This is a genomic window from Variovorax sp. VaC1, from assembly GCF_043658315.1.
In the GTDB taxonomy this organism is placed as follows: Bacteria; Pseudomonadota; Gammaproteobacteria; order Burkholderiales; family Burkholderiaceae_C; genus Variovorax.
In genome coordinates, this window is sequence record NZ_JBIGLT010000001.1 from 1,363,473 (window position 1) to 1,387,896 (window position 24,424).

Consider the following 24,424-nt stretch of genomic DNA (forward strand, 5'->3'; position numbering starts at 1 on the left):
GGAGCGACGGCCGACATGAGCAAAACCATCCGCTTCAACGCCTTCGAGATGAACTGCGTGGCGCACCAGTCCCCCGGGCTCTGGTCGCATCCGCGCGATCGATCCTGGGAATACAAGGACCTCAACTACTGGACCGACCTGGCGAAGGTGCTGGAGAAGGGCTTCTTCGACGGCATCTTCATCGCGGATGTCATCGGCTACTACGACGTGTACAAGGGCGGCAACTACCACGCGCTGCAGCAGGCGGCACAGATCCCGGTGAACGATCCGCTGCAACTGGTCGCCCCCATCGCCATGGTGACGGAGCACCTGGGCATCGGCATCACCGCATCGACCTCGTTCGAGCACCCTTACACCTTTGCACGGCGGCTCTCCACCGCCGACCACCACTCGAAGGGGCGCCTGGGCTGGAACGTCGTGACCTCGTACCTGGAAAGCGGCGCGAAGAACATCGGGCAGGGCGGGCTGCGCAAGCACGAGAACCGCTACGAGGTCGCGCAGGAATACGTGCAGGTGCTCTACAAGCTCCTCGAAGGCAGCTGGGAGAGCGATGCCGTCGTGCGCGACCGCCGCTCGGGCATCTTCGCCCACCCAGAAAAGATCCACGAGATCGGACACAAGGGCCAGTACTTCGAGGTGCCCGGCTACCACCTGAGCGAGCCTTCGCCACAGCGCACGCCCGTGCTCTACCAGGCGGGCGCCTCGGGTTCGGGCAAAGCCTTTGCAGCGCAGCATGCCGAGTGCGTGTTCGTGGCGGCGCCCACCCGGGGCGTACTGAAGAACTATGTGCGCGAGGTGCGCGAGCAGGCTGCAGCAGCGGGGCGCGATGCGCGCAAGCTGCTCATCTACAACCTCGTCACCGTGATCGTGGACGAGACCGACGCCAAGGCTCAGGCCAAGTTCGAGGACTACAAGCGCTACGTTTCCTACGACGGCGCGCTGGTGTTCATGTCGGGCTGGACGGGCATCGACTTCGGCCAGTACGCGCCGACCGATCTTGTGCGCAGGGTCGAGACCAATGCCATCGTCTCCGCCGTGGAGCACCTGGCCGGAGGCGACAGGTCGTGGACCATCGCGGAGCTGGCCGTGTGGGGGGGCGTGGGCGGCATGGGGCCGGTGTTCGTCGGCTCCGCGAGCACGGTGGCCGACATCCTGCAGCAGTGGGTGGCGCACACCGACGTGGACGGATTCAACCTGGCCTATGCGATCGCGCACGAAACCTTCGAAGACGTGGTGACCCATCTCGTGCCCGAGCTGCAGCGCCGGGGCGTGTACCCCACGGCCTACCTGCCGGGCACGCTGCGCGAAAAGCTCTTCGGCCAGGGGCCGCTGCTGCCGGACACGCATCCCGCGCATCGCTACCGCGACATCGAGCGCGTCAAGCGCGAAGAGGCACTGGCAGCGCAAGTCCGCACCGCCGGACCCGCCGCGCCATCGCATGCGCAAGAGCCGGCGCAGCTCGCGCAAGAGAGCTGACCGAGTCGCGCACGCACCTCGTGCTGCTGCAAGGGCAGCACTTTCCTGCCATGTTGCTGCTGGGCGTTCATGCGGTGCGGGCATACCGATCTGCTTCAAACAACTATGGCTGCGGCCTTGCTGATCCAGCAGCAACTCACCCGCAGCCTGCTGTCGCTTCAGCAGGCGCCACGGCAGCTATTTCGCTCTAACTCGTTGATTCATAAGGCCATCGGAAGTGGCACGCCATTCGCTTATATGCAGTGCGCCGCGAATGTGTCGCAGCTTCCAAACAGAGGTCATATCAACATGAGCAAGAAACTGAAAGTCGTCGCCGTCTCCGGCAGCCTGCAACGCCCCTCGCGCACGCTGGTGCTGGTCGATCAACTGCTGGCCGCGCTCGGCGATGAAGTCGCTATCGATGCGCGCGTGATCTCGCTCGGCGAGATCGGCCCGCAGTTCGCGGGCGTGCTGTATCGCAACCAGTTGCCCGCAGTGGTCGAAGAAAGCATCGCGGCCATCGAGTCCGCCGATCTGCTGCTGGTGGCGAGCCCGGTGTACCGCGGCTCGTACACCGGACTCTTCAAGCACCTGTTCGACTTCGTGCATCACGAGGCGCTGACCGACAAGCCCGTGCTGCTCGCGGCCACCGGCGGCAGCGACCGCCACGCGCTGGTGATCGACCACCAGCTGCGCCCGCTCTTCAGCTTCTTCCAGGCACGCACCTTGCCCATCGGCGTCTATGCGGTCGAGAAGGATTTCGAGGGCTACGAGGTGGCCAACCCGGCACTGCGCGAACGCATCGCGCTGGCCGTGGCGCGCGCCGTGCCCCAACTTCGCGACCTGCGCGATGCCTCGCCAGCGGCGGCGCCCGCCATCCGCAAGCCCGCGCCCGTGGCGCTGGCCGCCTGAAACCCATCCGCCCGTTCACAGAGAGAGAAAGAGGAACCTTGCCATGAGCCAACCGTCTTCCATCGCCGACCCCGTCAAGTTCGCCTACTGGGTGCCCAACGTCAGCGGTGGTCTCGTGGTCAGCACCATCGAGCAGCGCACCGACTGGAGCCTCGAATACAACCAGCGCCTGGCGCTTGCGGCCGAGAAGGCCGGCTTCGAGTACGCGCTGAGCCAGATCCGCTTTACCGCCGGCTACGGCGCGGAGTACCAGCACGAGTCGGTGTCGTTCAGCCAGGCGCTGCTGCATGCGACCACCAAGCTCAAGGTGCTGGCTGCGATCCTGCCCGGCCCGTGGAACCCGGCCGTGGTGGCCAAGCAGATCGCCACCATCGACCACATCTCCAATGGCCGCATCGCCATCAACGTGGTGAGCGGCTGGTTCAAGGGCGAGTTCCAGGCCATCGGCGAGCCGTGGCTGGAGCACGATGAGCGCTATCGCCGTTCCAACGAATTCATCCGCGCGCTCAAGGGCATCTGGACGCAGGACAACTTCACATTCAAGGGCGACTTCTACCGCTTCAGCGACTACACGCTGAGCCCGAAGCCGGTGCAAAAGCCGCACCCTGAAATCTTCCAGGGCGGCAGCTCGCGCGCCGCGCGCGATAACGCAGCCAGCGTGTCGGACTGGTACTTCACCAACGGCAACACGCCTGAAGGCCTGAAGGCGCAGATCGACGACATCCAGGCCAAGGCCGCGCAGAACGGCCACACGGTGCGCATCGGCGTGAACGCCTTCGTGATCGCGCGCGACACCGAGGAAGAAGCCAAGGCCGTGCTGGCGGACATCATCAAGCACGCGCATGTGGAGGCGGTGCATGCCTTCGGCGACGCGGCCAAGCAGGCCGGCAAGTCGTCGCCCGAAGGCGAGGGCAACTGGGCCAAGTCGACTTTCGAAGACCTCGTGCAATACAACGACGGTTTTCGCACGAATCTCATCGGCACGCCGCAGCAGATTGCCGAGCGCATCGTGGCGCTGAAGGCTATCGGCGTGGACCTGATCCTCACGGGCTTCCTGCACTTCATCGAAGAGGTGGAGTACTTCGGCGAGAAGGTGCTGCCGCTGGTGCGCAAGCTTGAAGTGGAGCAGGGCGCGAATGCAAGCCGCTCGGCCAAGGCTGCACTGGAAGCCGTGGCGTGAGCGTGGCGATGCCCGACTTTTTCTTCGAGGCAGGGCCGGTCTCGCTCGGTGTCGATCCGGTGGGCTTCATGCCGGCGGGCCGTGCGGCATCTGCCTTGGAAAACACAGCCGCCTCGGCGGTGCTGCGGCTGGAAGGCATCGACCTGTCTTTCGGCGGCGTCACCGCGCTGTCGGGCGTGGACTTGTCGATCGCCAAGGGAGAGATCCGCGCCATCATCGGCCCCAACGGTGCTGGCAAAAGCTCACTGGTCAATGTCATCAGCGGGCTGTACCGGCCCGATCGGGGGCGCGTGTGGATTGGCGGGCGGGGTTTCGGCCATGTGCCGACGGCGCGGCTGGCGCGGCTGGGCATCGCACGCACTTTCCAGAACCTCGCGCTCTTCAAGGGCCTGAGCGTGCGCGACAACATCGTACTGGGCCGCGTGGATGCGGCGCGCTCTACCTTCATCGAACAACTCATCGGGCTGGGCCGTGCACGGCGTGAACGGGAGGATGCGCGCGCACGGGCCGACGCGATCATCGGCTTTCTCGGGCTGGGTGCCGTGAGCGAGCGGCCGGCCGGCACGCTGGCCTATGGGCTGCAGAAGCGGGTCGAGCTGGCGCGTGCGCTGGTCGCCGCGCCGCAACTTCTGCTGCTCGACGAGCCGATGGCCGGGATGACCGTCACCGAGAAAAGCGAGATGGCGCATTTCGTGCGCGCCGCGCGGGACGAGTTCGGCACCACGATCCTGTTGATCGAGCATGACATCGGCGTGGTGCTGGGCCTGTCGGACCGCGTGGCCGTGCTGGACTATGGCCGGAAGATTGCGGACGGTACGCCGGCTGAAGTGCGCAGCGATCCGGCGGTGATCGATGCCTACCTGGGCGTCGATCACGAGGGGCGGGGCGCATGAGCGCGTCCGGTATTTCTCCTTCCCCCTCCGGGCGAAGGCAGGGATGGGGGCTCTGTGCGGTGGATACCGCCGCGCCGATGGAACGGCCGACTGCCCCCACCCCAACCCTCCCCCGGAAGGGGAGGGAGCAAGACCCGAAGGCAGAGGCCGCCCAATGACCACCACCGACATCAGCTTCTTCGCCGAAGTCCTCATCGGCGGCCTGCTCTCAGGCGTGATGTATTCCCTCGTGGCCATCGGCTTCGTGCTGATCTACAAGACATCGGGCGTGCTCAACTTCGCACAAGGCGCGCAGTTGCTGTTCGCCGCGCTCACCTTCGTGAGCCTGGTCGAGCGCGGCGTGCCCTTTGCCCTCGCACTCGTGCTGACCTTCGCGCTCATGGTGCTGCTGGGCCTGACCATCGAGCGCACCGTGCTGCGCCCGCTGGTGAACCAACCGCCGATCACGCTCTTCATGGCCACGCTGGGCCTGTCGTACGTGATCGAGGGCGTTGCGCAACTCGTGTGGGGCACGCAGGTGCACGCGCTCGAACTCGGCATTGCGGACGAGCCGCTGCAGTTCCTCGGCATCATGGTCTCGACCTTCGACCTGTTCGCCGCCGCCACGGCCGGCGTGATGGTTGCGCTGCTCTCGGCCTTCTTCCGCTACACCCGCGTGGGCCTCGCGTTCCGCGCGGTGGCGGACGACACCTATGCGGCCATTGCGGTCGGCCTGCGCCTGCCGCGCATCTGGGCCACGGTGTGGGCTGCGGCCGGCGTCATCGCCTTGGTGGCCGGGCTGCTGTGGGGCGCACGGCTGGGCGTGCAGTTTTCGCTCTCGCTCGTGGTGCTGAAGGCGCTGCCGGTGCTGGTGCTGGGCGGTTTCGACTCGATCCTCGGCGCCATCGTCGGCGGGCTTGTGATCGGCGCGCTGGAGAAGCTGGCCGAGGTGTACATCGGGCCTTTCGTGGGCGGCGGCATCGAGAGCTGGTTCGCGTATGTGGCGGCGTTGGCCTTCCTGCTGATCCGGCCGAGCGGGCTGTTCGGGCAGAAGCTGGTGGAGCGTGCCTGAGCCATGCGTACAGTTTCCGTACCTCCATGGATCTGGCCGGCCGTCGTGCTGCTTGTCGCCTTCGGCGTCGTGCCCTTCGTCGCCTCGGGCTATGTGTTCGACGCGCTGCTGATCCCGTTCCTCGCGCTGTCGCTCGCGGCAGTCGGGCTCAACCTGCTGACCGGCTACGCAGGCCAGCTCTCGCTGGGCACCGCGGCCTTCATGGCGGTAGGCGCCTTCGCCGCCTACAACTTCAACCTGCGCGTGGAAGGGCTGCCACTGCTCGTGAGCATCGGCCTCGCCGGGTTGGCTGCCACGGCCGTGGGCCTGGTGTTCGGCCTGCCGAGCCTGCGTCTGCGCGGCTTCTACCTCGCCGTATCGACACTCGCTGCGCAGTTCTTCGTGCAATGGGCGCTGACCAAGTTCAGCTGGTTCAGCAACGACAACGCCTCGGGCGTGATCGATGCGCCCGCGCTCGAAGTGGCCGGCATCGTGTTCGACACGCCCGTGGGCCGCTACATCTTCTCGCTGGTCGTGGTGACGGTGCTCACGCTGCTGGCGTGGCGCCTCGTGCGCACGCAGACGGGCCATCACTTCATCGCCGTGCGCGACAACGAGTTGGCTGCACGCGTCATCGGCGTGCCGGTGCTGCGCACCAAGCTGCTGGCGTTCGCGGTGTCGTCATTCATCGTCGGCGTGGCGGGCGTGCTGTGGGGCTTTGTGTACCTGCGCACCGTGGAGCCGGCGGGCTTCAATCTCGACCGCTCGTTCCAGATCCTGTTCATCGTGATCATCGGCGGGCTCGCGACGATCCGCGGCGCCTTCTTCGGCGCGGCGCTGATCGTGGTGTTTCCGCTGCTGCTCTCGCGTGCCGGCAGCTTTCTCTTCGGCGGCTGGTTCGATTCGGGCGTGCTCGACATGAGCCAGCGCATCGTGCTGGGCGCGCTGATCATTTTCTTTCTCGCCGTGGAGCCACAGGGGCTGGTTGCCCTCTGGGATCGCGCGCGCAAGCGGTTCTCTCCGGCCTGAGCGCACATCTCTCCGATTTTTTCCTTTGCATCGCAGGATGCCTTCATCACCATGTCCTTCATCAAGCACCTGAAAACCGCGGCCCTGGCCGTCACCCTGGCCGCGAGCGGCCTGCAGCTCGCGCATGCCGATGCCAATGAACAGTTCTTCCCGCTGCAAAGCTACCGCGTCGGCCCGTATGCGGCCGGCGGCACCGGCTTCTTCGGCGGCTTCATCGATTACCTGAACCTGGTCAACACGCGCGACGGCGGCGTGGGCGGCGTCAAGCTGACCTGGGAAGAGGGCGAGACGCAGTACGAAGTGGAGCGCGGCGTGGAGGTGTACGAGCGTCTGAAGCAACGCCCCGGCATCGCCACCTGGAACCCGCTGTCGGTCGGCATCGCCTATGCGCTCATCGACCGCGTGACGGCCGACAAGGTGCCGCTGCTCACCATCAACCACGGCCGCACCGACACCACCGACGGCCGCGTGTTCAAGTACATCTTTCCGCTGCTGCTCAACCCGTACAGCGAAACCTCGGGCATCGTGAACTACATCGCGGGCAAGGAGGGCGGCACCGACAAGCTCAAGGGCAAGAAGATCGTGGTGCTGTACCACGGCTCGCCCTACGGCAAGGAGACCATCCCGGTCTATGAGCTGCTCGCCAAGAAGTACGGCTTCACGCTGCAGCAGATCGAGGTGCCGCATCCGGGCAACGAGCAGCAGTCGCAGTGGCTCACCATCCGCCGCGTGAAGCCCGACTACGTGGTGCTGCGCGGCTGGGGCGTGATGAACCCGGTGGCGCTCAAGACGGCGCAGAAGACGGGCTTTCCGGTCGATCACATCGTGGGCAACGTGTGGTCCAACTCCGAGGAAGACGTGATCCCGGCCGGCGATGCGGCCAAGGGCTATGTGGCCATCACCACGGTGGCGGCGGGCGCGCAATACCCGGTGCTGCAGGACATCACGAAGATCGTCTATGGCGCGGGCAAGGGCAATCTGCAGGACACCAAGCGCATCGGCAGCGTCTATCACAACCTGGGCGTGCTCAACGGCATCCTGAACGTGGAGGCCATCCGCATCGCGCAGGCGAAGTTCGGCAAGCGCACGCTCACCGGCGACGAAATCCGCTGGGGCCTGGAGAACCTGAAGATCGACGAGGCGCGCGCCGCCGCGCTCGGCGCCAAGGGCCTGTTCCATTCGATCAACGTGACCTGGGACAACCACGAAGGCGATGGCCGCGTGGCCTTCCAGCAGTGGGACGGCAGCAAGTGGAACGTGGTGTCCGACTGGATCGCGCCCGACTGGAAGCTGCTGCGCCCGATCATCGAGAAGTCTTCGCTGGCCTATGCGAAAGAGAAGAACGTCAAGGTGCGCAAGAGCATCGATGACTGATGGCAAGCGGTGGAAGAAAGCACTGAAATGACGACGCCCTTGCTGCGCATCGAAGCCGTCGAGGCCGCGTACCAGCGCTCCATCGTCGCGCTGCACGGCGTGAGCCTGGACGTGCGCGTCGGTGAAATCCATGCGCTGCTCGGCGCCAACGGCGCGGGCAAGTCGACCACGCTCAAGGCGGTGTCGAACCTGCTGCCGGCCGAGCGCGGGCAGGTGACGGCCGGTCGCATCGTCTTCGACGGGCACGACACCGGCCGCACCAGCCCGGCCGACCTCGTGCGGTTCGGCCTGGTCCAGGTGCTGGAGGGCCGCCATTGCTTCCGCAGCCTCACCGTGGAAGAGAACCTGCTGACCGGCGCGCTCGGCCGCAGTGCGCGGCGTGCGGAAGCCGCCGAAGACCTCGCGCGGGTCTACGCGATCTTTCCGAAGCTCAAGGACAGGCGAAAGACCCTCGCGGGCCTGAGTTCCGGCGGCGAGCAGCAGATGACGGCCATCGGCCGCGCGCTGATGTCGCGGCCCCGGCTACTGGTGCTCGACGAACCCTCGATGGGCCTCGCGCCGCTGGTGGTGCGCGACATCTTCGAGCAACTGCGGCGGCTCAACCGCGAGCAAGGCCTGTCGATCCTTGTGGCCGAGCAGAACTCCACCGTGGCGCTGCAGTACGCAGACCGCGCGACCGTGCTCGATGCCGGCATCGCGGTGTTGAACGGCGATGCGCAGGCGCTGCGCCAGCGCGCCGATATCCAGTCTTTCTATTTCGGCGAAGGCGTTGCCGCCGCGCCTGCTACTTGAGCCATACCCGCCGCAGCCCCTGCCAGGCGCTCACAAGGCAAAGCACTGCGGACACAACCAGCCAGGCCGTGCGGGCAGGACTCCAGTCGCGATCAGGCAGTTCGAAGGAGAGCCTCACGATCGATACAAGCAGCACCGCCAGGATCGCAAGAACCACTGCCGCTGCTCGCTTGAAGCGCGGCGCGATGGGGGTTCCCAGCACGATGACCAGGAAGGGGACCACCACGGCGTTGAACGTGTGGATCAGCCATGGGATTACGAGTTTCTCCACGGCCTCCCCGGTGGATGGAGCGACCGTCGACAACGCCATCAGAAACAGGAATTGGGAGAGCACCGCAATGCCGAGTGCTGCGGGAATCAGTAGCGCCCATCTGACAACGGATTGGGTGTGCCCTGGTGTCCTGAACCACCGCGCAACGCGGTCGATGGGCGCTTCTTGATGCGTACGAACTTGTGGGTGCATTGCTTCAGTCCTGTTTATCTGACGATCCCGTCGCGTGCGTCATCGACGCTTCGAGCAGGAAGTCGCTGACCTCATCGGAGAAAACGCAGCGCTGCCCGTTCATGAGCACGCTGCTTGCGCTTGCCGGGTCCGGCCGCGCGGTCGGCATGCCGTGCGCAACGAGTGCCTTCGCACAACCCAGCCAGTCGCCGCCTTCGACGGGCTCGTTGACCGAAGCCCATGACAGCGTGCCGCAGGCGTTGTCGCCATAGCCATGCGGCGCCTTCCAGTCGGCGCCGTGCTCCAGCAGGAACTGGGTGAGCACGGCGTCGCCACGGAACACGGCCTTGTTGAGTGCCGATGCGTCCCAGTCGCCACCACGGATTTCCATAGGCCAGCCCATCTCGACCATGAGCTTCACCGCATCGCTGCAACCTTGGGCCGCGAGTTCGGGCAATAGGCGTAGTTGCTTGTCGGAGAGTGTGCCGATGATGCCGGGGTGCGCCGCGTGAATGCGACGGGCTGTGGCCTTATCGCCTGCAGCACAGGCGGCGATGAATTCTTCTTCCACCGGCAGTGGCGCACCGCCACCAGCCTGCTGCAGCAGGCGGGCCACCTCGGGCAGTCCGAAGCGCAGGGCCACGGTGTATGCGGGGATGCCATCCGAGGTGATGGCAGCGGGGTCCGCACCGGCGGCCAGCAGCGCCTCGATGTGCGCGGGTGAGCGCCGCCGCCGAATGGCCCACAACAGCGGCGAACCCCAATCCGTGATGGGCTGGTTCCCGGCCGCCTCGTTCGCGTCGCCTCCATGTGCGAGCAGCAGTCGCAGCGCATCGACCGCATCGAGGTCCAGCACGCGATAGAGCGCGTTCGTGCCGGTGACGCGCGCCCCGGCCTGCAGCAGAAGCCGCGTGCAGTCGATGTTGTCGAGCGAGTGATAGAGCGATTCGCCGTCGTTCGGATCGGCGCCGGCATCGAGCAAGAGCCTAGTGAGCGCCGCGTCGTGGTTCTGGCCGGCGGCGCCATAGAGCGCCGAAATGCGTGCGCTTTCGTCCGGTACTTCGAGCGATGCCGGCGGCCAGCGGTTGCCAACCGACTGGTTGGCATCGGCGCCGGCCGCGAGCAGCAGCCTTGCGCAGGCATGCAGGCGCTCGCGGAACTCCGGAAGCTGCAACAGGCCGGAATGCGTGACGGCCACAAGCGGCACAAGCCCGAGCGGCCCACCTGCGCGATGGACCCAGCCCGGATCGCGCTCGGTCGTGCGGCGCAGCAGGGCTTCGTCACCGATGGCGCAGCCAAGATAAGGGTCGTCGCCCAGAAGGCCCGGGCTATCTTCGAGCAGGCGGATGGCCACGCGCGGTCGGGCGCGGTTCGATCCACCGGCGATGTCGCCGGCATAGACAAGGCGCAGCCAATGGAGGACCGACTTCGCCGGGTCGTTCGCCTGCGACCTGCGCGCCAGCACGAAGCCGCTCAGGTCTGCCCAAGACGCGAAGCCGTACTCGCGCGCCACGCACGACTGCGCATCGTGAAGGCGCAAGCCGAGGGCGGCAATGCCGTGATCGCTCTGGTTCGCGGCGGCCGGCAAGGCGTCGCGGAATCGAGCGAGGGCGGTGGGGTCGTTGGCTCGACAAAGCGCAAGCAGCGTCTTGGCTTGCTTCTTCAAGTGGTCGAGATCGGGCCGGGCGGGAATGTGCTTCACATGAACCTCCGTGCATCAAACGCCGATGGCCCGCAAATCCGGCTGCACAAAAGGTGGATGGATTGGCATATGAAGACAACAAGTGGGTTCAACCCTTCCCGCGGGCCCGGGCGCGGCTTGTACCGCGGCCGGTATGTTAGCGCGATGCAGGGGTGCGGCAAGGCGGCATCCCGACAAGGGCCGGACCTCGAAGCGATGGGAGCCGCTGTCGCGGCGCGAACAGCGGCTAAAGTCATCGGCTCCTGCCCGCCACCGTCATCGATCTTCAAGGCACCTCACCATGCTCACTCGATTCATCCAGCGGCTGGCCGCGCGCCTCGCCGGCTCTGCGGCTCCTGCACCCGATGCGCCTGCTGCCGATCATGCGAATGCGCCTGCTACAAGCCGGCTGGTGGTGAAGCCGGGCGACCTGATCGCCATGCGCGATGCGCAGGGCTGGCGGCCCGTGAAGATCCTCGAAGTCGATCCGTGGCCCGATGGATCGGCCGCAGCTCATTGCCTGAGCTACAAGCCGATGGCCGAACCGCCCACCGTCGAATCGCTCGCGCAGGCCGAGGTGCTGATATGGCATGCCCCGATCGACGCCGGCAGCTTCGGTGAGGGCTGGACGTTGATCGGCAACCAGCCAATCGCCGAGAGCGAACGGATCGGCTTTCTCGAATACCTGAAGCTCACGGACTTTCCGCGTTACCTTGAGGCGACGGGGCAGGACGCCCAGTCGGTCATCCACGAGGCCAATGCGCACTATCAGCGTGCGAACAAACTCTGCGCGCAGGGCCTGAAGCTGGAGGGCATTGCTGCGTACAGCGCGGCGGTCGATCTGTTCCCTCCGTTTTTCGAGGCCATCGACAACCGCGCGTTCACGCACATGGAGCTTGGAAATTTCCGTGATGCGCTGGGCGATTTCGAAGAATCTCTGCGCGTGAACCCCGATGGCGTGGCTGCCTTCTTTTCAAAAGGCGAATGCCTCATGCGGCTGGGTGAGCTGGAGGCGGCGGAAGCCGTCTTTGCGGAAGGCCTGACGCGCTTCCCCGAGAAGAACTCGCTCTTCTCGGATTTCCTGAAGCAGGCGCGCGGTCGGCAGGCCAGCGCGAAGAACAAGAAGGCCTAGGGCCTTGCTGCGGCGCCGGGTGCCTTGACGGCCTCGGCAGGCGCCAATTGCTCTCTCAGAATCCGCCGGATTTCCAGGATCGCCAGCGGGTTCTCCTGCACGCTGTGCTGCGACGGAATCACCAGCTCCGACGCCGCGCCGTCAAGATGCGCACTCGCATACGGCACGATGCCGTCGCTCGACTCGGCCAGCGGCACGCCCGGCGTGTCGTTGCCGATGATCGAGTGAAAGCGCACGCGCGGGTTCATCGGCAGGCCCGACGACAGGCGCACGAAGGGATCGCGGTCGCTCAGGTTGTCGATGCTGTTGGGAATGCGCAGCGGCCCCAGGTCCTGCTTGCCGGGCGCGATGCGGATCAGCTCGCGCGAGATGTCGCTCAGCTGCCCGAGCATCGTCACCGGCAGCGTGATGAGGTTGGCCACCCAGCGTGCGATGCGGTTGTTGGCGAAGTCGGTGCCGCGGTGCGGCGACGCAATGAAGATCGCATCGCTCACCTGAGGCAAGGGCTCGAAGCGCAGGTAGGGCGCGAGCCGCTTTTCGATGCGCACCTGCTGCGCGCCCTGCATCGGATAGCTCTCGAGCAGCGCGTCCCAGAGCTTGTCTTCTGACGACGACACCATCAGCCGCGACAGCACGCCGCCCATGCTGTGGCCGATCAGCGTGATGTTGCGCGAGGCTTCGGCCTGCCCGGTGGGGTCGAAGTGCGCCAGCGTCTGCGTGACGGCTTCGCGAATCGCGAGGTTGTTGATCGGCAGCGGCGCGTTGGTGGGGTAGTAGACCTGCCAGACCTGGTAGCGGCGGCGCAGGGTCTCATCGCCCAGCACTTCGTTGGCCACGTTGATCCAGGCCTCGGGGCTGCTGGCCAGGCCGTGCAGCATGATGATCGTGCGGCGGTTCGGGTCGTAGGGCTGCATCAGGTAGATGCGCGGCTGCGTGAGCCCGTTGGCGCTGCCGAAGAGGCTGCGCAGGGCCTGCAGCGCGAAGTCGGAGCGCGCGAGCCACAGGCCGTAGCCCGAGGTGAAGTTGGCAGCGAGCGGAATGTCCTGCCCGGCCAGCTTCACCGTCGATGTCTTGTAGGGATCGAAGGCCACGATCCGCAGCGAGCGCGTGGCCAGCACCTGCGCCAGGTCGTCGCCATCGAACTTCAGCACGGCGGTGAGCGCGGGGAATGGCGTTTCGCGGTAGGGCACCCTGTCCTGGTGCGGGCGCTCGTCGGTCACGGCCACCAGCTCGGCACCGAAGCCGTCGCGCCGGTAGATGTTGCGCAGGCCCGAGAAGGTGAGGGACGCGGCCGGGATCAGCTCGCGCGGCAGCATCGCGCCGGTGGGCAGCTGCAGCGCCGACAGGTCGCTGTCGATGTGCCAGTCGGCTACCTGCGGAATGGCCGGTTGCGCCCCCTCGGCGCCGAGCGGGTTGCTCTTCTGGTAGCGGCTGAACAGGCCGGTGATGGCCTGCTGCACCGCGTAGTTGTAGTAGTCGCGCACCTGGGTCTGCCGGTCTTCGAAGGCACGATCGCGCGGGTTGCGCGCGGTGAAGAAGAGGTAGGCGTAGGCGTAGCGGGCGGTTTCCAGCCATGCATCGATGGCGGCCGTGGCCGGCGCCTTGGTGGCCGTGCCACTTTTTTCTTCTGTCAGCGCGACCTGCAGCCAGACTTCCGACAGCGCCGACAACCGCTGTTCGTCGGTGATGCCCCGCGAATCGGCCAGCGCATGCCGGCAGGCCTGGCCGTCCTTGAGGCACAGGTCGGCGTCGGAGCCGATCACGCGCAGAACCTCTTGCGCCGAGGTGCTCAGGCGGCCGGTGGTGAGCACGTCGCCACGGCGCTGCGCGAGGTACTCGGCCGGCGAGATCGATCCGACCTGCACGCCCGCGCAACCGGCCAGCAGCAGGGCGGCACACAGCAGTGCGGGCAGCGAGAAGAAGCCGCGAGCGTGCGTCACGGCGTGGCCCCTGCGCCCGGAAGGCCGCGGCGGATGGCCTGCGAGAAGTCCGCGCCCGGGGTCTTGTCGGCGGCGATGGCGCGCTCGGTGATGCGGCCTTGCGTGTGCAGCGCTTCAAGGCTGTAGCCCGTGGGCAGGGCACCCACGTCGTAGAGGTAGCCGGGCAGGTAGCCCGAGGCCAGCAGCCGCCAGTCCATCGGCAGGCCGGGCACGATGCGCTTGGCCAGGGCGTAGACGATGGTGGTGCAGTTGGCGGTGAGCGTGTTGTAGAAGCTCGGCGCGCGCACCAGCGAAGCGGCTTCATCGACGTAGGCCAGGAACAGCGAACGCATTTCAGGCTGCGGCAGGCTCACGCGGTACATGTAGATGTCTTCGCCGCGCACGTTGGTGCGCACGCGAAGAATGTCGTGGTCGTCCGCTGCGACGAGGCTCAGCTCGAACTGCTTGAAGAAGCCGCCGATGGACGAGAAGCTTTCGCCACGCTCCTTGCGGATTTCGATGGAGAAGGTGACAAACTGGCCGTCGTCGAAACCGAAGGACACCAGCGTGTGCGCGATGGCGGGGCCGGACCAATGGGAGAGGGCCACGTCGATCGAGCGGATGCGGTCGAGGTCGTAGCGGCGCGTTTCCCAGCGCTGGGTGTAGTCGGTGTCGCTGCGCCAGTCGAAGTTGCGCACGTTCTGCAGGGTGACCACGTTGCCGTCCACATGGCCGCTCAGCTGGCGCGCGACGTCGTCGGCCCACACGCGGTTCTGCGAAGGCAGGATGGTGCCCCACCACGCCATCAGCATCGCAAAGCCCACGGCATAGGAGAGCAGGGCGCGTGCCGCCCTGCCGCGCCACAACAACGCGATGGCAGCAAGGCCGAAGCCGGCCCACAGGATGGCGGCGCCGATCTTCACCGCAGGTGGCCCCGGCAACTGGTACCAGAGCGCAAGGCAGGCCCACAGCGCGGTCAGCAACACGAGGAGCGATGCCGAGAGGCGGCCGCAAAAGCGCAAGAACATTCGGAGCTTCAGTAGATGAGTGCCGCAATTATCTCTATCCGTAACAGGTAAGCGAACTGTCAGAAAGCACACACAAAGTGCCCTGGCACGTTGCAACTGTTATGTCGCGTGCCGCGCGTTCGCAAGCGAAGTTGCGAATAGAAAAAAGACCAACAGGAGACAAGCTCATGAACATGCGCAAGCATGCGGCGGCACTCGCACGTCCGTCGGTTTCGTACCGCCCGGTACTTCCATCGAACCCCCTTCCGAATCCGCTCACAAGAACCCGCAGGGCAACGCTGGTGGCGGTGGCTGCGGCATCGCTGTTCGTGGCGGGGTGCGGCGGCGATGGCGGAGGCCGGATTCCGTATGTCGACCTCTCGGGTGTCACGCCACCGGCCGTGCCGGTGGTGAGCGTGAACACCCTGCAGGGCTCGACAAAAGACGTGTCGGTCGAGTTCCACGAGGGCACCAACATGGCCGCCGCGCCGTCGCCCGATGGCAAGCGCATCGCCTTCACCGCCATGGGCGCGCTCTGGACCCTTCCGGCCAGCGGCGGCACTGCCACGCGCATCACGAGCTGGGACATGGAACCCACCGCGCCGGTGTGGTCGCCCAACGGCAGCCTGATCGCGTTCCAGAACTACGACGCCGAAGGCAACTATCACATCTGGGTCGTGCGGCCCAACGGCGCAGACCTGCGCCGCGTGACGACCGGCCCTTATGACGACCGCGAGCCGGCATGGACGCCCGATGGCAACGGCCTCGTCTTCGCGTCGGACCGCAGCAACGACGGGCAGTACAAGGTCTGGCGCGTGTCGCTAAGCGAGCCTGCCTACGCGGCGCTGACCACCGGCCCCGGGGCGGAAAGCAACCCGGTCGTGTCGCCCGATGGCAAGCAGTTGGCCTTCGTCGACACGGCGCGCGTTTTCACGAAAACCATTGGCGGCAGCGAGGCACCCAAGCTCGTCGGCGCCGGCACCATGCCCGCGTGGACGCCGGATGGCAGCGGCCTCGTGTTCCAGAACGACCGCAAGGCCCTGACGGTGGCGGGCAAGGACGTGGCACCGGGCGAAGACTTCTTTCCGTTCCCGGTCCGCTACATGTCGGACGGCCGCTTCATGTACACGGCCGACGGCAAGATCAGGATTCGCAGCGCCGCCGGCACCGAGCCGGCCGACGTGCCCTTCAGCGCAATGCTGACGGTGCGCCGCCCCGCCATCACCAAGGTGAAGGACCGAGGCTTCAACGTGATGGGCCCGCAGCCGGTGCGTGGCATCAGCGGCCCAGTGATCTCGCCCGACGGGCAGAGCGTGGCCTTCGTCGCGCTGAACGACGTCTGGGTCATGAAGATCGGTCAGGCGCCCGTGCGACTGACCAACGACATCGCCCGCGACGGCAGCCCGCAGTTCACGCCCGATGGGCTCTCGGTGTACTTCTCGACCGAGAAGGACAACGCCGGCGCGCTGGCCATCGACCAGGTCGAGATCGCGACGAAGAAGCGCACGCGGCTGGCGGCGATCCGCGCCAAGTCGATGGTCACGCCGAAGATGTCGCCTACCGGCGACCGCATCGCCTACACCACCGGCTCGGGCCAGCTCGAGGTGTGGGACGTGGGCTCGCGCACGGCGCAGACCGTGATTGCGCAGGTCAGCTCGCAGGTCAGCACGCCGTCGTGGCTGCCCGATGGCAAGAAGGTGGTGCTGGTCGACAACGAGCGCATGAACAACCGCTTCCGCGAGGGCTACAACAAGCTGCGCGTGATCGACGTGGCGGCCAAGACCGGCACCTTCTACCCGGTGGCCGAGGTGCCGCGCCAGATCTCGGACCGCGAGGAGGGCGCCGCCACCGTGTCGCCGGACGGCACCAAGGTCGCCTTCATCATGGATTCGGTGCTGCACGTGATGCCACTCAAGCCCGATGGTTCGCCAGCCGGCGCGCCCGTGGCCATCACCAAGGAAGCGGCCGACCTGCCTTCGTGGGCCGGCGATTCGCGCACGATCCTCTACAAGGCCACCGACAAGCTCAAGACCATTGCCGCCGATGGCTCGAGTGCAACCGAGGTGCCGCTGACGCTTTCATGGACGCAGGCCGTGTCGAAGGGCACGACCATCGTTCATGCGGGTCGTCTTTGGGACGGCAACAGCGAGAACCTGCGCACCGACGTGGACATCGTGATCGACGGCAACCGCATCACCGCGATCCGACCGCACGATCCGTCGTCGGCCAAGACAGCGGCCAAGTTCATCGATGCCTCGGCGCTCACGGTCATGCCGGGCCTGTGGGACCCGCACTTCCATCCGCTCACGCTGTACCAGGGCGGGCAGTTCGGGCAGGTGGCGGCGTCGATGCTGGCCTACGGGATCACGTCGACGCAATCGGTTGCCGGCCCGCTGCACCAGAGCATCGAGATGCACGAGGCACTGGATTCGGGCAACCTCGTCGGGCCGCGTGTGTTCGTCTCGCCGCCGCTGTGGGAGGGCAACCGGCTCTTCTACAGCTTTGCGCGGACCCTGCGCACGCCCGAGGTGGCCGACCTGGAGATCGCCAAGGCGAAGGCCATGGGGGTCGACTACCTGAAGTCCTATGTGCGCGCGCCGATCCCGATCATGACGAAGATCGCGCAGGCCGGGCTCGACATGGGTGTGCCCACCGGCACGCACATGCTGGCGCCCGGCGCGGCGGCGGGCATTGCCGGCACCACGCACCTGTCGGCCACGCAGCGCATGGGCTATGGCTGGTCGAAGTCGGTCGGCGGCTTCACGTACCAGGATGCATACGACCTGCACGCGAAGGCCGACTTCCATCTGGTCGACACGCTGTTCTCGTCGTTGGCACTGGTGGGGCAAGACGCGTCGATGACCACCGACGACCGCTTCAACCTGCTGATTCCGCCGAACTTCCTGACCGGCCTCACGGGCACCGCCGTGCCGACCGATGCCGTCCTGCAAGGCGCCCGCAAGGACGCCGAGCAATCGGCCAAGGTGCAGCGCGCCGGCGGCCTGATGGCCATCGGCACCGACACGCCGCTGGTCGCGCCCGGCATCGCGCTGCAGACCAACCTGCGCGCGGCCGGCATGGCGGCCTCGAACTTCCAAGCACTGCAGGACGTGACGATCAACGCCGCGAAGATGAGCCGGGTCGACAAGGACCTGGGCACGGTCGAGGTCGGCAAGCTGGCCGACCTCGTGGTGGTGCGCGGCAACCCGCTGCAAGACCTGAAGGCCGCGGCCGCCGTCGAGTACGTGGTGAAGAACGGCGTGAGCATGTCGCTCGCGGAAATCCTCGCGCCATTCCGCACACCGCTGGCCTTGAGCGAACGCAGGAAGGCCGTGGTGGCCTACGAGAAGATGTGCCGCGCCGATCCGCATGAATGCGCGGACATGAACCACGCGGACTGAGCGGCGCTGCACGCGTTCCTGCCGTGGCCTCTCGCCTCAGGGCGAGGGGCTACAGCATGTACGTCACAAGCCTGAAGTCCGGGTCTTCCGGGAAGGGCTTGACGCTGAACCCCAGCCGCCGCACCAGCTTCAGCATGTCGGGATTGTTGGCCAGCACCAGCCCGTCGATTTCGGCCAAGCCCTTGTCGCGCGCCACGTCGATGATGCTTTCCATCAGGCGCGAGCCGATGCCCTTGCCGCTGAACTCGTCGGCCACCACCAGCGAAAACTCGCAGCTGGTCTGGTCGGGGTTGGTGATGTAGCGCGATACGCCCACGATGCGCTCGCTTTCGAGCACGGTGCCGTCGGGCGTGATGCTGCGGTCGAGCACGACGGCCACGAGCGCCATTTCGCGGTCGTAGTCGATGAGCGTGAAGCGCGAGAGCATCGACGGCGGCAGCTCGTGGAAGCGCGAGACAAAACGGAACCACCGGCTTTCGGGCGACAGGCCCTGCACCAGCGCCTGCAGCATCTGCGCGTCGTTCGGATGCACCGGCCGCACGATGTAGGTGCTGCCACCGGGCAGCGGCCATTCGCGCCGGTAGCGTGCGGGGTACGGCATGATCGCCAGGTGCTGGTAGCCGTTGCCCACGTGCCCTGCCACCGCCTGCGTGCTGCTGTCGACCACGATGCGTGCATCGACCGAGATGGCGCCCGACTCGTCCACGATGATGGGGTTGATGTCCATCTCGCGCAGCTCGGGCAGCTCGCACACCATTTCAGACACGCGCAGCAGCACGTGTTCGAGCGCTTCCATGTCGACGGCGTTCGCACCGCGCCATTCGCCCAAAGTCTCTGCCACGCGCGAGCGTTCGATGAGCCGGCGTGCCAGGAACTGGTTGAGCGGGGGCAGCTCCATCGCGCGGTCGTTCAGCAGCTCGATCATGGTGCCGCCCGCGCCGAAGACGATGACGGGGCCGAAGGGCTGGTCGGTCACCATGCCCACGTAGATTTCGCGACCGCGCCGCGCGCGCACCATCTTCTGCACGGTCACGCCGTTGATGCGGGCCTCGGGTGCCAGGCGCGTCACGCGCTCCATCATCTCGATGTAGGTGTCGCGCGCGCTGGTGCCGTTGAGCACGTTGAGCGCCACGCCCTCGACGTCGGACTTGTGCGGGATGTCGGGCGAGTCGATCTTGAGCGCCACCGGAAAGCCCAGTTGCGTCGCGATCATCATGGCTTCGTTGGCGCTGCGCGCGAGCAGCGTGCGCGTGATCGGAATGTGGAAGGACGACAGCAGCGACTTCGACTCCATCTCCGTCAGCACGCGGCGGCGCTCGGCCAGCACGCTTTCGATGAGCAGGCGCGCGCCTTCGATGTCGGGCTTGGCCATCTCCGACAGCGGCGGCGGCGTCTGCTGCAGCAGTTGCTGGTTCTGATAGAAGGCCGCGATGTTGCCGAAGGCACCGACCGCCGCCTCGGGCGTGCGAAAGCTCGGAATCGTCGCGTCGGCCAGCACGGTGCGGGCCTTGCCGACCGACGAATCGCCCATCCAGCACGACAGCAGCGGCTTGTTCATCGGCCGCGGAATATCGGCCAGCGCCTTGGCGGTGGCGGCTGCATCGGCACCGGCCTTAGGAGAGAAGATGGCGAGCACCCCGTCGACCTGGCTGTCGGCCGAAGCGGCGTCGATGGCGGCGCGGTAGTGCGCGGGGGTCGCGTCTTCCGACAGGTCGATCAGGTCGGCCAGCGAGGCGAGCGGCGGCAGCGTCGGTTGCAACAGCCGCTGCGCGGGGGCCGACAGCTTGCCCAGGTCAAGGCCGATCTCGTTGATCCAGTCGGCCGCCAGCACGCCGGGCCCACCGCCGTTGGTGACCACGGCCAGCCGCTTGCCGACCGGTCGGTAGCGCGAGGCCAGGCACTTGGCCGCCGAGAACAGCTCGACGAATGAGCGCACCCGCACGGCGCCCGCGCGGCGCAGCGCGGCATCGAACACATCGTCGCTGCCCACGATGGCGGCGCTGTGCGTCTGCGCGGCCTCGTTGCCGGCGGGCTTGCGGCCGGCCTTGAGCACCACCACCGGCTTGGCATGCGAGGCCGAGCGCAGCGCGCTCATGAAGCGGCGCGCGTCTGCAATACCTTCGAGGTACACGATGATGCTGTGCGTGGCCTGGTCGTTCGCCAGGAAGTCGAGCACCTGCGGAATGTCGACCGAGGTGTGCGGGCCGAGCGACACCACGCTGGAAAAGCCGACGCCGTTCTGCCGCGCCCAGTCGAGCATCGAGGCGGTGAGGGCGCCCGACTGCGACACCAGCGCAAGCGGCCCGGCCTTGGCCAGCGGCCCCGCAACGCTGGCGTTCAGATGCAGCAGCGGACGCTGGAAGCCCAGCGAATTCGGCCCCAGCAGATGCACACCTTCGCGCCGCGCGATCTTGCGCCACTGGTCGGCCTGGTCGGCACCGATGCCGCTCGACATGACGACGGCGGCGCTGCAGCCGATGCGCCCGGCGATCTCCAACGCGGCCGCCACGTCGCGCGGGGCGAGGGCGATCAGCGCGAGGTCGGCATGGGTTTGCGACAGCTCTTCCAGCGTGCCCTTGGTGCGCACATCCAGAAAGCGCAGGGTGCCGTCGAAGCGGTCGGCGCGGAAGGCCTCGCGCAGCGTGCGGCCCGCCGGGGCGTGGCCGCCCGGATCGTCGGTGTGGCCGACGAAGGCGACGATGGAAGCCGGGGCGAAAAGCGGGGTCAGGAAATGCTTGTCCATGCCCCCAAGTCTGCACCCATCGGCGGCTGTGCGGCACCCGGATGAAACCGAACTCCCGAGGATTTTCAATCGGACTGACATGCTGCGCTGCGAGGATCGACCGCGTGAAAGCCCTTGATGTCCTTTGTTCCGGGAGTGGAAGATGGCCGCACGTTCAGCCCGTTGTCGCGCAGGTCGGCGCTCCGTCTCCCCGCTGCAGCGCGGCTTCACCCTGATCGAGCTGATGGTGGTGCTGGTCATCATCGGCGTGCTGGCCGCGCTCATCGTGCCCAGTCTGATGGACCGGCCCGACCAGGCCCGCGCCACCGCCGCCAGGCAGGACGTGGCCGCGATCATGCAGGCGCTGAAGCTCTACCGGCTGGACAACGGCGGCTACCCCAGTGCCACGCAAGGCCTGCGCGCGCTGGTCGAAAAGCCCACGACCGGCAAGCCGCCGGCCAACTGGCGCACCTATCTGGAGCGGCTGCCCGCCGACCCCTGGGGCAACCCCTACCAGTACCTGAACCCGGGCACCCACGGCGAGGTCGATGTGTTTTCGCTGGGCGCCGATGGCGAGCCCGGCGGCGAGAAAGCCAACGCCGACATCGGCTCCTGGTAGCGCCATGCCGGACAAACCGGGGCGCGTGAAGGCGGGCAGAGGCCCGTCCGCGCAAGAACGCCTGCGCGGCATGGCGGTGGTGAGCGCACTGCTCATCGTCGCGGTGATCGCGGTGCTGGCGGCCAGCCTGCTCGGGCGGCAGTCGAGCTTTATCCGCACCACCCAGGGCGAGCAGTTCCGCGTGCAGGCCCGGTGGCTGCTGCGAGGCGAAGTGGGCGAAGCCCAGCGCACGCTGCGCGCCGAGGCCGCGCGCGAACCGACCACGCGGCTCGACGGGCTGTGGAACCGGGCCTTCTCGCGCCAGGGCGCGGGGCAGGTCGCTGCCGATGGCGGGCGGCTGGTCAGCGAGATCACGGACGAGCAGGGCAAGTTCAACCTGCGCAACCTGGTCGACCGGGGGCGCATCGACCCGGCCGAGGCCGAGGTGTTCACGCGCCTGTGCGCGCTGGTGGGGGTGCCTGCGCCGCAGGCGCAGTCGATCATGCGGCGCGTGGCCCTGAGCCTGGGCGACGCGGACCTGCAATCGGCCGGCAATGTGCCCGACACCGTTCGCGTGCAGGCAGCCAGGCTCTCCGAAAGCCTCGGCCTGCCGGCCGAGCTGCCGCGCACCGCGCAGGCGCCGCGGCTGCGCGCACTGGAAGACCTGCTGGCCGTGCCCGGCGTGGACGGCAACGTGCTCGCGCGGCTGACGCCCTTCGTGACCGTGCTGCCCGAGCGGACCTGGATCAACTCGAACACCGCGAGCGCCGAGGTCGTGGCCTCGGGCGTGCCGGGGCTTTCGCTGGAGCGTGCCCGCGCCTTGCTGGCGGCGCGCGACAAGGGCCAGTGGTTCATCAACCGGGGCGACTTCACCCAGCGCCTGCGCATGCCGGACCAGGACTTCACCGAGCTGCGCGTGGGCATCACCAGCAACTGGTTTCGCGTGGCGAGCGTGCTCGACACCGTGCGCACGAAGTTCGTTCTGACGGCCCTGCTGCACGACGACAAGCGCTCGCTGCCGCGCGTGGTGTGGCTGCGGGAGGGCGTGTGAAGGTCGATCTGCTGCGCCTGATGCTGCCGCCATGGGCGGGCGGCGATGCATCCGATGTCGTCGTGCGCTGTGGCTACCGCCAGCCCGATGGGCGGTGGCGCGACGGCGGCGTGCGTGCCCTGTCGGCCATCACCGGCGACTTCAACGCGAAGCGGCTCGAAGTCGGCCTGCATCCTGGCGACGTACCGATGGCCGCTTTCACGTTGCCACCGCTGTCGGGCCGGCGCCTGCAGGCGGCGGTGCAGGGCGCCATCGAGCCTTGCGCGTTGCAGCCGCTGGACCGGCTGGTGACAGGCTTCGGCCCGCGCGGCGCGGACGGCGTCGTGCCTGCCGCATGGATCGCGCGCCATGTCATCGAAGGCTGGCTCGCATTGCTGCGGCAGCACGGATTGGCGGTGCACGAGCTGCAGCTTCCGGCCGCGTTCCTGCCATGCCCGGCGCGGGGCTGGGTGGCCTGCCAGGTCGATCGCTGGCTGGTGGTCCGCACGGGATTGCATCAGGGCTTTTCGCAGTGGCTGCCTGAAGGTGTGGACCGGGCGGCCGCCCTTGCGGCGGCGCAGGCTGGTGGCGATGCGCAGCCCCCGGACGTGCAATGGATGGGTGACGGCGATGGCGATCCGGCCGAAGCCTGGTCGGGCGATGGCTGGCGCTGGGCGTTGTCGTCGGGCGAAGCCGAGGGCAACGAAGCAGCCGCGGCGCTGGTGCGGCCGGCGGTCGCGTGGGGTGTCGTTGCCGTCGCCGTGTGGCTGGTCGGGTTGAACGTCTATGCGAGCCAGTTGGCGTCGCAAGGGCTGGCGCTGAAGCGGCAGATGGCGGCGAGGGTGAAGGCAGCCTTTCCGGATGTGCCTGTGGTGGTCGATCCGGTGAAGCAGGCGAAGCAGCAGAAAGAGGCGCTCGCGGCCGGCGCGGTGCCATCGGCCACCAGCGATGCGGCGGGCCTCCTGCGTGCGGCAACGGGCCTGCTGGCACAGGCGGCGCCGGGACAGGTGCAGGGGCTGCGCTACGCAGCGGGCGAACTGCGCGTCCGCTGGCGTGAAGGCGCCGCGCCGAGCGCAGAGGTGTGGCATGCCTTGCAGACCAAGGCCACCGAGCAAGGCCTCGCCGTTCAAAGCGACGCGGAGGGCATGCGCGTGACCGTGGCCACCACCGCGCCCGACAGCGCCGTCGTCAAGAAGGGCGCGCCGTGATCGCCGACCGCCTGCGTCCGATGCTCCGCCGCCTGGCTCCGGCACGGCAATGGCTGCGCGAGGGCACGACCCGGTGGCGCGCGCTGTCTTCGCGCGATCGCCTGGCCGTGTGCAGCGCCGCCCTCGTGATGACGCTCGCCGTGCTGTGGCTGGCCTTCGCGAAGCCGGCGCTCGACAACGTCACGCGCTGGCAGCGCGACCTGCCGAAGCTGCGGGCGCAATCCGCCGAGCTCGATCAGGTGCTGTCGGGCGTACCCACGGCACAACCGGCCGCCGGTGCGAGCGAACCGCTGCAAGCCGGGCTGGACCGCGCCGGCCTGCAAGGCCTCTACCGCATCGACGCGATGGTGGCCGATGCACCGCCGACCACCGGCAAGCCTGTGCCGGCAAAGGCATGGCGTATCGAGTTCGCCAAGCCGGTCGTTGCCGCGAAGTTTTTTCCGTGGCTGCTGGCCGTGTCTGCCCGCACCGACCTCGAACTCACCGGCGCTGTGCTCGACCGCACGGACAGCGCCGCCGCAGACCCAGCCGCCGGCCCGCAAGGGCATGTGCGCGGCGTGGTGGAGCTTCAGTCCACCTCACTCTACAAGGATGGCCCGTGATACGAGAGATGAAGGGC

The 24,424-nt window shown here is 67.4% G+C and carries 19 protein-coding genes; 14 read left to right on the forward strand and 5 right to left on the reverse strand.

Annotated elements, in window-relative coordinates:
* Positions 1 to 15: 15 nt before the first annotated feature.
* The 8 genes from ACGLHS_RS06460 to ACGLHS_RS06495 all read left to right on the forward strand — a co-directional run bounded on the left by ACGLHS_RS06460 (position 16) and on the right by ACGLHS_RS06495 (position 8,665).
* Entirely contained in the window at positions 16 to 1,476 is a 1,461-nt protein-coding gene (locus ACGLHS_RS06460; protein ID WP_394477897.1) for an LLM class flavin-dependent oxidoreductase, read from the forward strand.
* A gap of 288 nt (positions 1,477 to 1,764) precedes the next feature.
* Positions 1,765 to 2,367: an FMN reductase gene (msuE, locus tag ACGLHS_RS06465; RefSeq protein WP_394477899.1), complete on the forward strand. Its 603-nt coding sequence runs from the start codon at positions 1,765 to 1,767 to the stop codon at positions 2,365 to 2,367.
* Positions 2,368 to 2,410: 43 nt separating this feature from the next.
* Positions 2,411 to 3,547: a dimethylsulfone monooxygenase SfnG gene (gene sfnG / locus ACGLHS_RS06470; RefSeq protein WP_394477901.1), complete on the forward strand. Its 1,137-nt coding sequence runs from the start codon at positions 2,411 to 2,413 to the stop codon at positions 3,545 to 3,547.
* A gap of 68 nt (positions 3,548 to 3,615) precedes the next feature.
* The gene (locus tag ACGLHS_RS06475) at positions 3,616 to 4,440 is read left to right on the forward strand and encodes an ABC transporter ATP-binding protein (protein ID WP_394478183.1); all 825 of its coding nucleotides are present in this window, start codon (positions 3,616 to 3,618) and stop codon (positions 4,438 to 4,440) included.
* Positions 4,441 to 4,609: 169 nt separating this feature from the next.
* Positions 4,610 to 5,491, forward strand: coding sequence for a branched-chain amino acid ABC transporter permease (locus ACGLHS_RS06480; RefSeq protein ID WP_394478185.1), 882 nt, complete (start codon positions 4,610 to 4,612; stop codon positions 5,489 to 5,491).
* A 3-nt stretch (positions 5,492 to 5,494) separates the two neighbouring features.
* Entirely contained in the window at positions 5,495 to 6,499 is a 1,005-nt protein-coding gene (locus tag ACGLHS_RS06485; RefSeq protein WP_394477903.1) for a branched-chain amino acid ABC transporter permease, read from the forward strand.
* A gap of 51 nt (positions 6,500 to 6,550) precedes the next feature.
* The gene (locus ACGLHS_RS06490) at positions 6,551 to 7,873 is read left to right on the forward strand and encodes an ABC transporter substrate-binding protein (protein ID WP_394477905.1); all 1,323 of its coding nucleotides are present in this window, start codon (positions 6,551 to 6,553) and stop codon (positions 7,871 to 7,873) included.
* Between the two features lie 27 nt (positions 7,874 to 7,900).
* The gene (locus tag ACGLHS_RS06495; protein ID WP_394477907.1) at positions 7,901 to 8,665 is read left to right on the forward strand and encodes an ABC transporter ATP-binding protein; all 765 of its coding nucleotides are present in this window, start codon (positions 7,901 to 7,903) and stop codon (positions 8,663 to 8,665) included.
* Here the strand turns inward: ACGLHS_RS06495 and ACGLHS_RS06500 are convergent.
* Both ACGLHS_RS06500 and ACGLHS_RS06505 read right to left on the reverse strand, forming a co-directional pair.
* Entirely contained in the window at positions 8,658 to 9,128 is a 471-nt protein-coding gene (locus ACGLHS_RS06500) for a hypothetical protein (protein WP_394477909.1), read from the reverse strand. The two genes, ACGLHS_RS06495 and ACGLHS_RS06500, sit on opposite strands and share 8 nt — an antisense overlap.
* A gap of 4 nt (positions 9,129 to 9,132) precedes the next feature.
* Entirely contained in the window at positions 9,133 to 10,809 is a 1,677-nt protein-coding gene (locus ACGLHS_RS06505; protein ID WP_394477911.1) for an ankyrin repeat domain-containing protein, read from the reverse strand.
* Between the two features lie 280 nt (positions 10,810 to 11,089).
* Here ACGLHS_RS06505 and ACGLHS_RS06510 point away from each other — a divergent pair, with 280 nt between their 5' ends.
* On the forward strand, positions 11,090 to 11,920 hold the full coding sequence (locus tag ACGLHS_RS06510) for a tetratricopeptide repeat protein (protein ID WP_394477913.1): 831 nt from the start codon (positions 11,090 to 11,092) through the stop codon (positions 11,918 to 11,920).
* Here the strand turns inward: ACGLHS_RS06510 and ACGLHS_RS06515 are convergent.
* Complete coding sequence (locus tag ACGLHS_RS06515) at positions 11,917 to 13,860, reverse strand: esterase/lipase family protein (protein WP_394477915.1); 1,944 nt, start codon at positions 13,858 to 13,860, stop codon at positions 11,917 to 11,919. The two genes, ACGLHS_RS06510 and ACGLHS_RS06515, sit on opposite strands and share 4 nt — an antisense overlap.
* Positions 13,857 to 14,867 (reverse strand): DUF4105 domain-containing protein, encoded by a 1,011-nt coding sequence (locus ACGLHS_RS06520; protein ID WP_394477917.1) that lies wholly within the window; start codon positions 14,865 to 14,867, stop codon positions 13,857 to 13,859. The genes ACGLHS_RS06515 and ACGLHS_RS06520 overlap by 4 nt, the downstream gene beginning before the upstream one ends.
* Before the next feature lie 167 nt (positions 14,868 to 15,034).
* Between ACGLHS_RS06520 and ACGLHS_RS06525 the strand changes: the two genes are divergently transcribed.
* The gene (locus ACGLHS_RS06525; RefSeq protein WP_394477919.1) at positions 15,035 to 18,247 is read left to right on the forward strand and encodes an amidohydrolase family protein; all 3,213 of its coding nucleotides are present in this window, start codon (positions 15,035 to 15,037) and stop codon (positions 18,245 to 18,247) included.
* A gap of 49 nt (positions 18,248 to 18,296) precedes the next feature.
* On the opposite strand, the gene ACGLHS_RS06530 is transcribed toward ACGLHS_RS06525, so the two are convergent.
* Positions 18,297 to 20,990 (reverse strand): GNAT family N-acetyltransferase, encoded by a 2,694-nt coding sequence (locus ACGLHS_RS06530; protein WP_394477922.1) that lies wholly within the window; start codon positions 20,988 to 20,990, stop codon positions 18,297 to 18,299.
* Between the two features lie 142 nt (positions 20,991 to 21,132).
* Here ACGLHS_RS06530 and gspG point away from each other — a divergent pair, with 142 nt between their 5' ends.
* The 4 genes from gspG to gspM are packed head-to-tail and all read left to right on the forward strand — an operon-like array spanning position 21,133 to position 24,407.
* A complete protein-coding gene (gene gspG / locus ACGLHS_RS06535; RefSeq protein ID WP_394477924.1) occupies positions 21,133 to 21,588 on the forward strand; it encodes a type II secretion system major pseudopilin GspG in 456 nt (151 codons plus the stop codon).
* A 4-nt stretch (positions 21,589 to 21,592) separates the two neighbouring features.
* Positions 21,593 to 22,618 carry a type II secretion system minor pseudopilin GspK gene (gene gspK, locus ACGLHS_RS06540; RefSeq protein ID WP_394477926.1) on the forward strand — a complete coding sequence of 342 codons (1,026 nt, stop codon included), beginning with the start codon at positions 21,593 to 21,595 and terminating at the stop codon, positions 22,616 to 22,618.
* Positions 22,615 to 23,805 (forward strand): type II secretion system protein GspL, encoded by a 1,191-nt coding sequence (gene gspL, locus ACGLHS_RS06545; protein ID WP_394477928.1) that lies wholly within the window; start codon positions 22,615 to 22,617, stop codon positions 23,803 to 23,805. The genes gspK and gspL overlap by 4 nt, the downstream gene beginning before the upstream one ends.
* Positions 23,802 to 24,407: a type II secretion system protein GspM gene (gene gspM / locus ACGLHS_RS06550; RefSeq protein ID WP_394477932.1), complete on the forward strand. Its 606-nt coding sequence runs from the start codon at positions 23,802 to 23,804 to the stop codon at positions 24,405 to 24,407. The genes gspL and gspM overlap by 4 nt, the downstream gene beginning before the upstream one ends.
* The last annotated feature ends 17 nt before the right edge of the window (positions 24,408 to 24,424 follow it).

Coding starts and splice junctions, on each gene's coding strand:
- msuE (WP_394477899.1), top strand. CDS start 1,765: ATGAGCAAGAAACTGAAAGTCGTCGCCGTCTCCGGCAGCCTGCAACGC.
- ACGLHS_RS06510 (WP_394477913.1), top strand. CDS start 11,090: ATGCTCACTCGATTCATCCAGCGGCTGGCCGCGCGCCTCGCCGGCTCT.
- ACGLHS_RS06520 (WP_394477917.1), bottom strand. CDS start 14,867: ATGTTCTTGCGCTTTTGCGGCCGCCTCTCGGCATCGCTCCTCGTGTTG.
- ACGLHS_RS06490 (WP_394477905.1), top strand. CDS start 6,551: ATGTCCTTCATCAAGCACCTGAAAACCGCGGCCCTGGCCGTCACCCTG.
- gspG (WP_394477924.1), top strand. CDS start 21,133: ATGGCCGCACGTTCAGCCCGTTGTCGCGCAGGTCGGCGCTCCGTCTCC.
- ACGLHS_RS06500 (WP_394477909.1), bottom strand. CDS start 9,128: ATGCACCCACAAGTTCGTACGCATCAAGAAGCGCCCATCGACCGCGTT.
- sfnG (WP_394477901.1), top strand. CDS start 2,411: ATGAGCCAACCGTCTTCCATCGCCGACCCCGTCAAGTTCGCCTACTGG.
- ACGLHS_RS06475 (WP_394478183.1), top strand. CDS start 3,616: ATGCCGGCGGGCCGTGCGGCATCTGCCTTGGAAAACACAGCCGCCTCG.
- ACGLHS_RS06530 (WP_394477922.1), bottom strand. CDS start 20,990: ATGGACAAGCATTTCCTGACCCCGCTTTTCGCCCCGGCTTCCATCGTC.
- ACGLHS_RS06485 (WP_394477903.1), top strand. CDS start 5,495: ATGCGTACAGTTTCCGTACCTCCATGGATCTGGCCGGCCGTCGTGCTG.
- ACGLHS_RS06525 (WP_394477919.1), top strand. CDS start 15,035: ATGAACATGCGCAAGCATGCGGCGGCACTCGCACGTCCGTCGGTTTCG.
- gspK (WP_394477926.1), top strand. CDS start 21,593: ATGCCGGACAAACCGGGGCGCGTGAAGGCGGGCAGAGGCCCGTCCGCG.
- ACGLHS_RS06460 (WP_394477897.1), top strand. CDS start 16: ATGAGCAAAACCATCCGCTTCAACGCCTTCGAGATGAACTGCGTGGCG.
- ACGLHS_RS06495 (WP_394477907.1), top strand. CDS start 7,901: ATGACGACGCCCTTGCTGCGCATCGAAGCCGTCGAGGCCGCGTACCAG.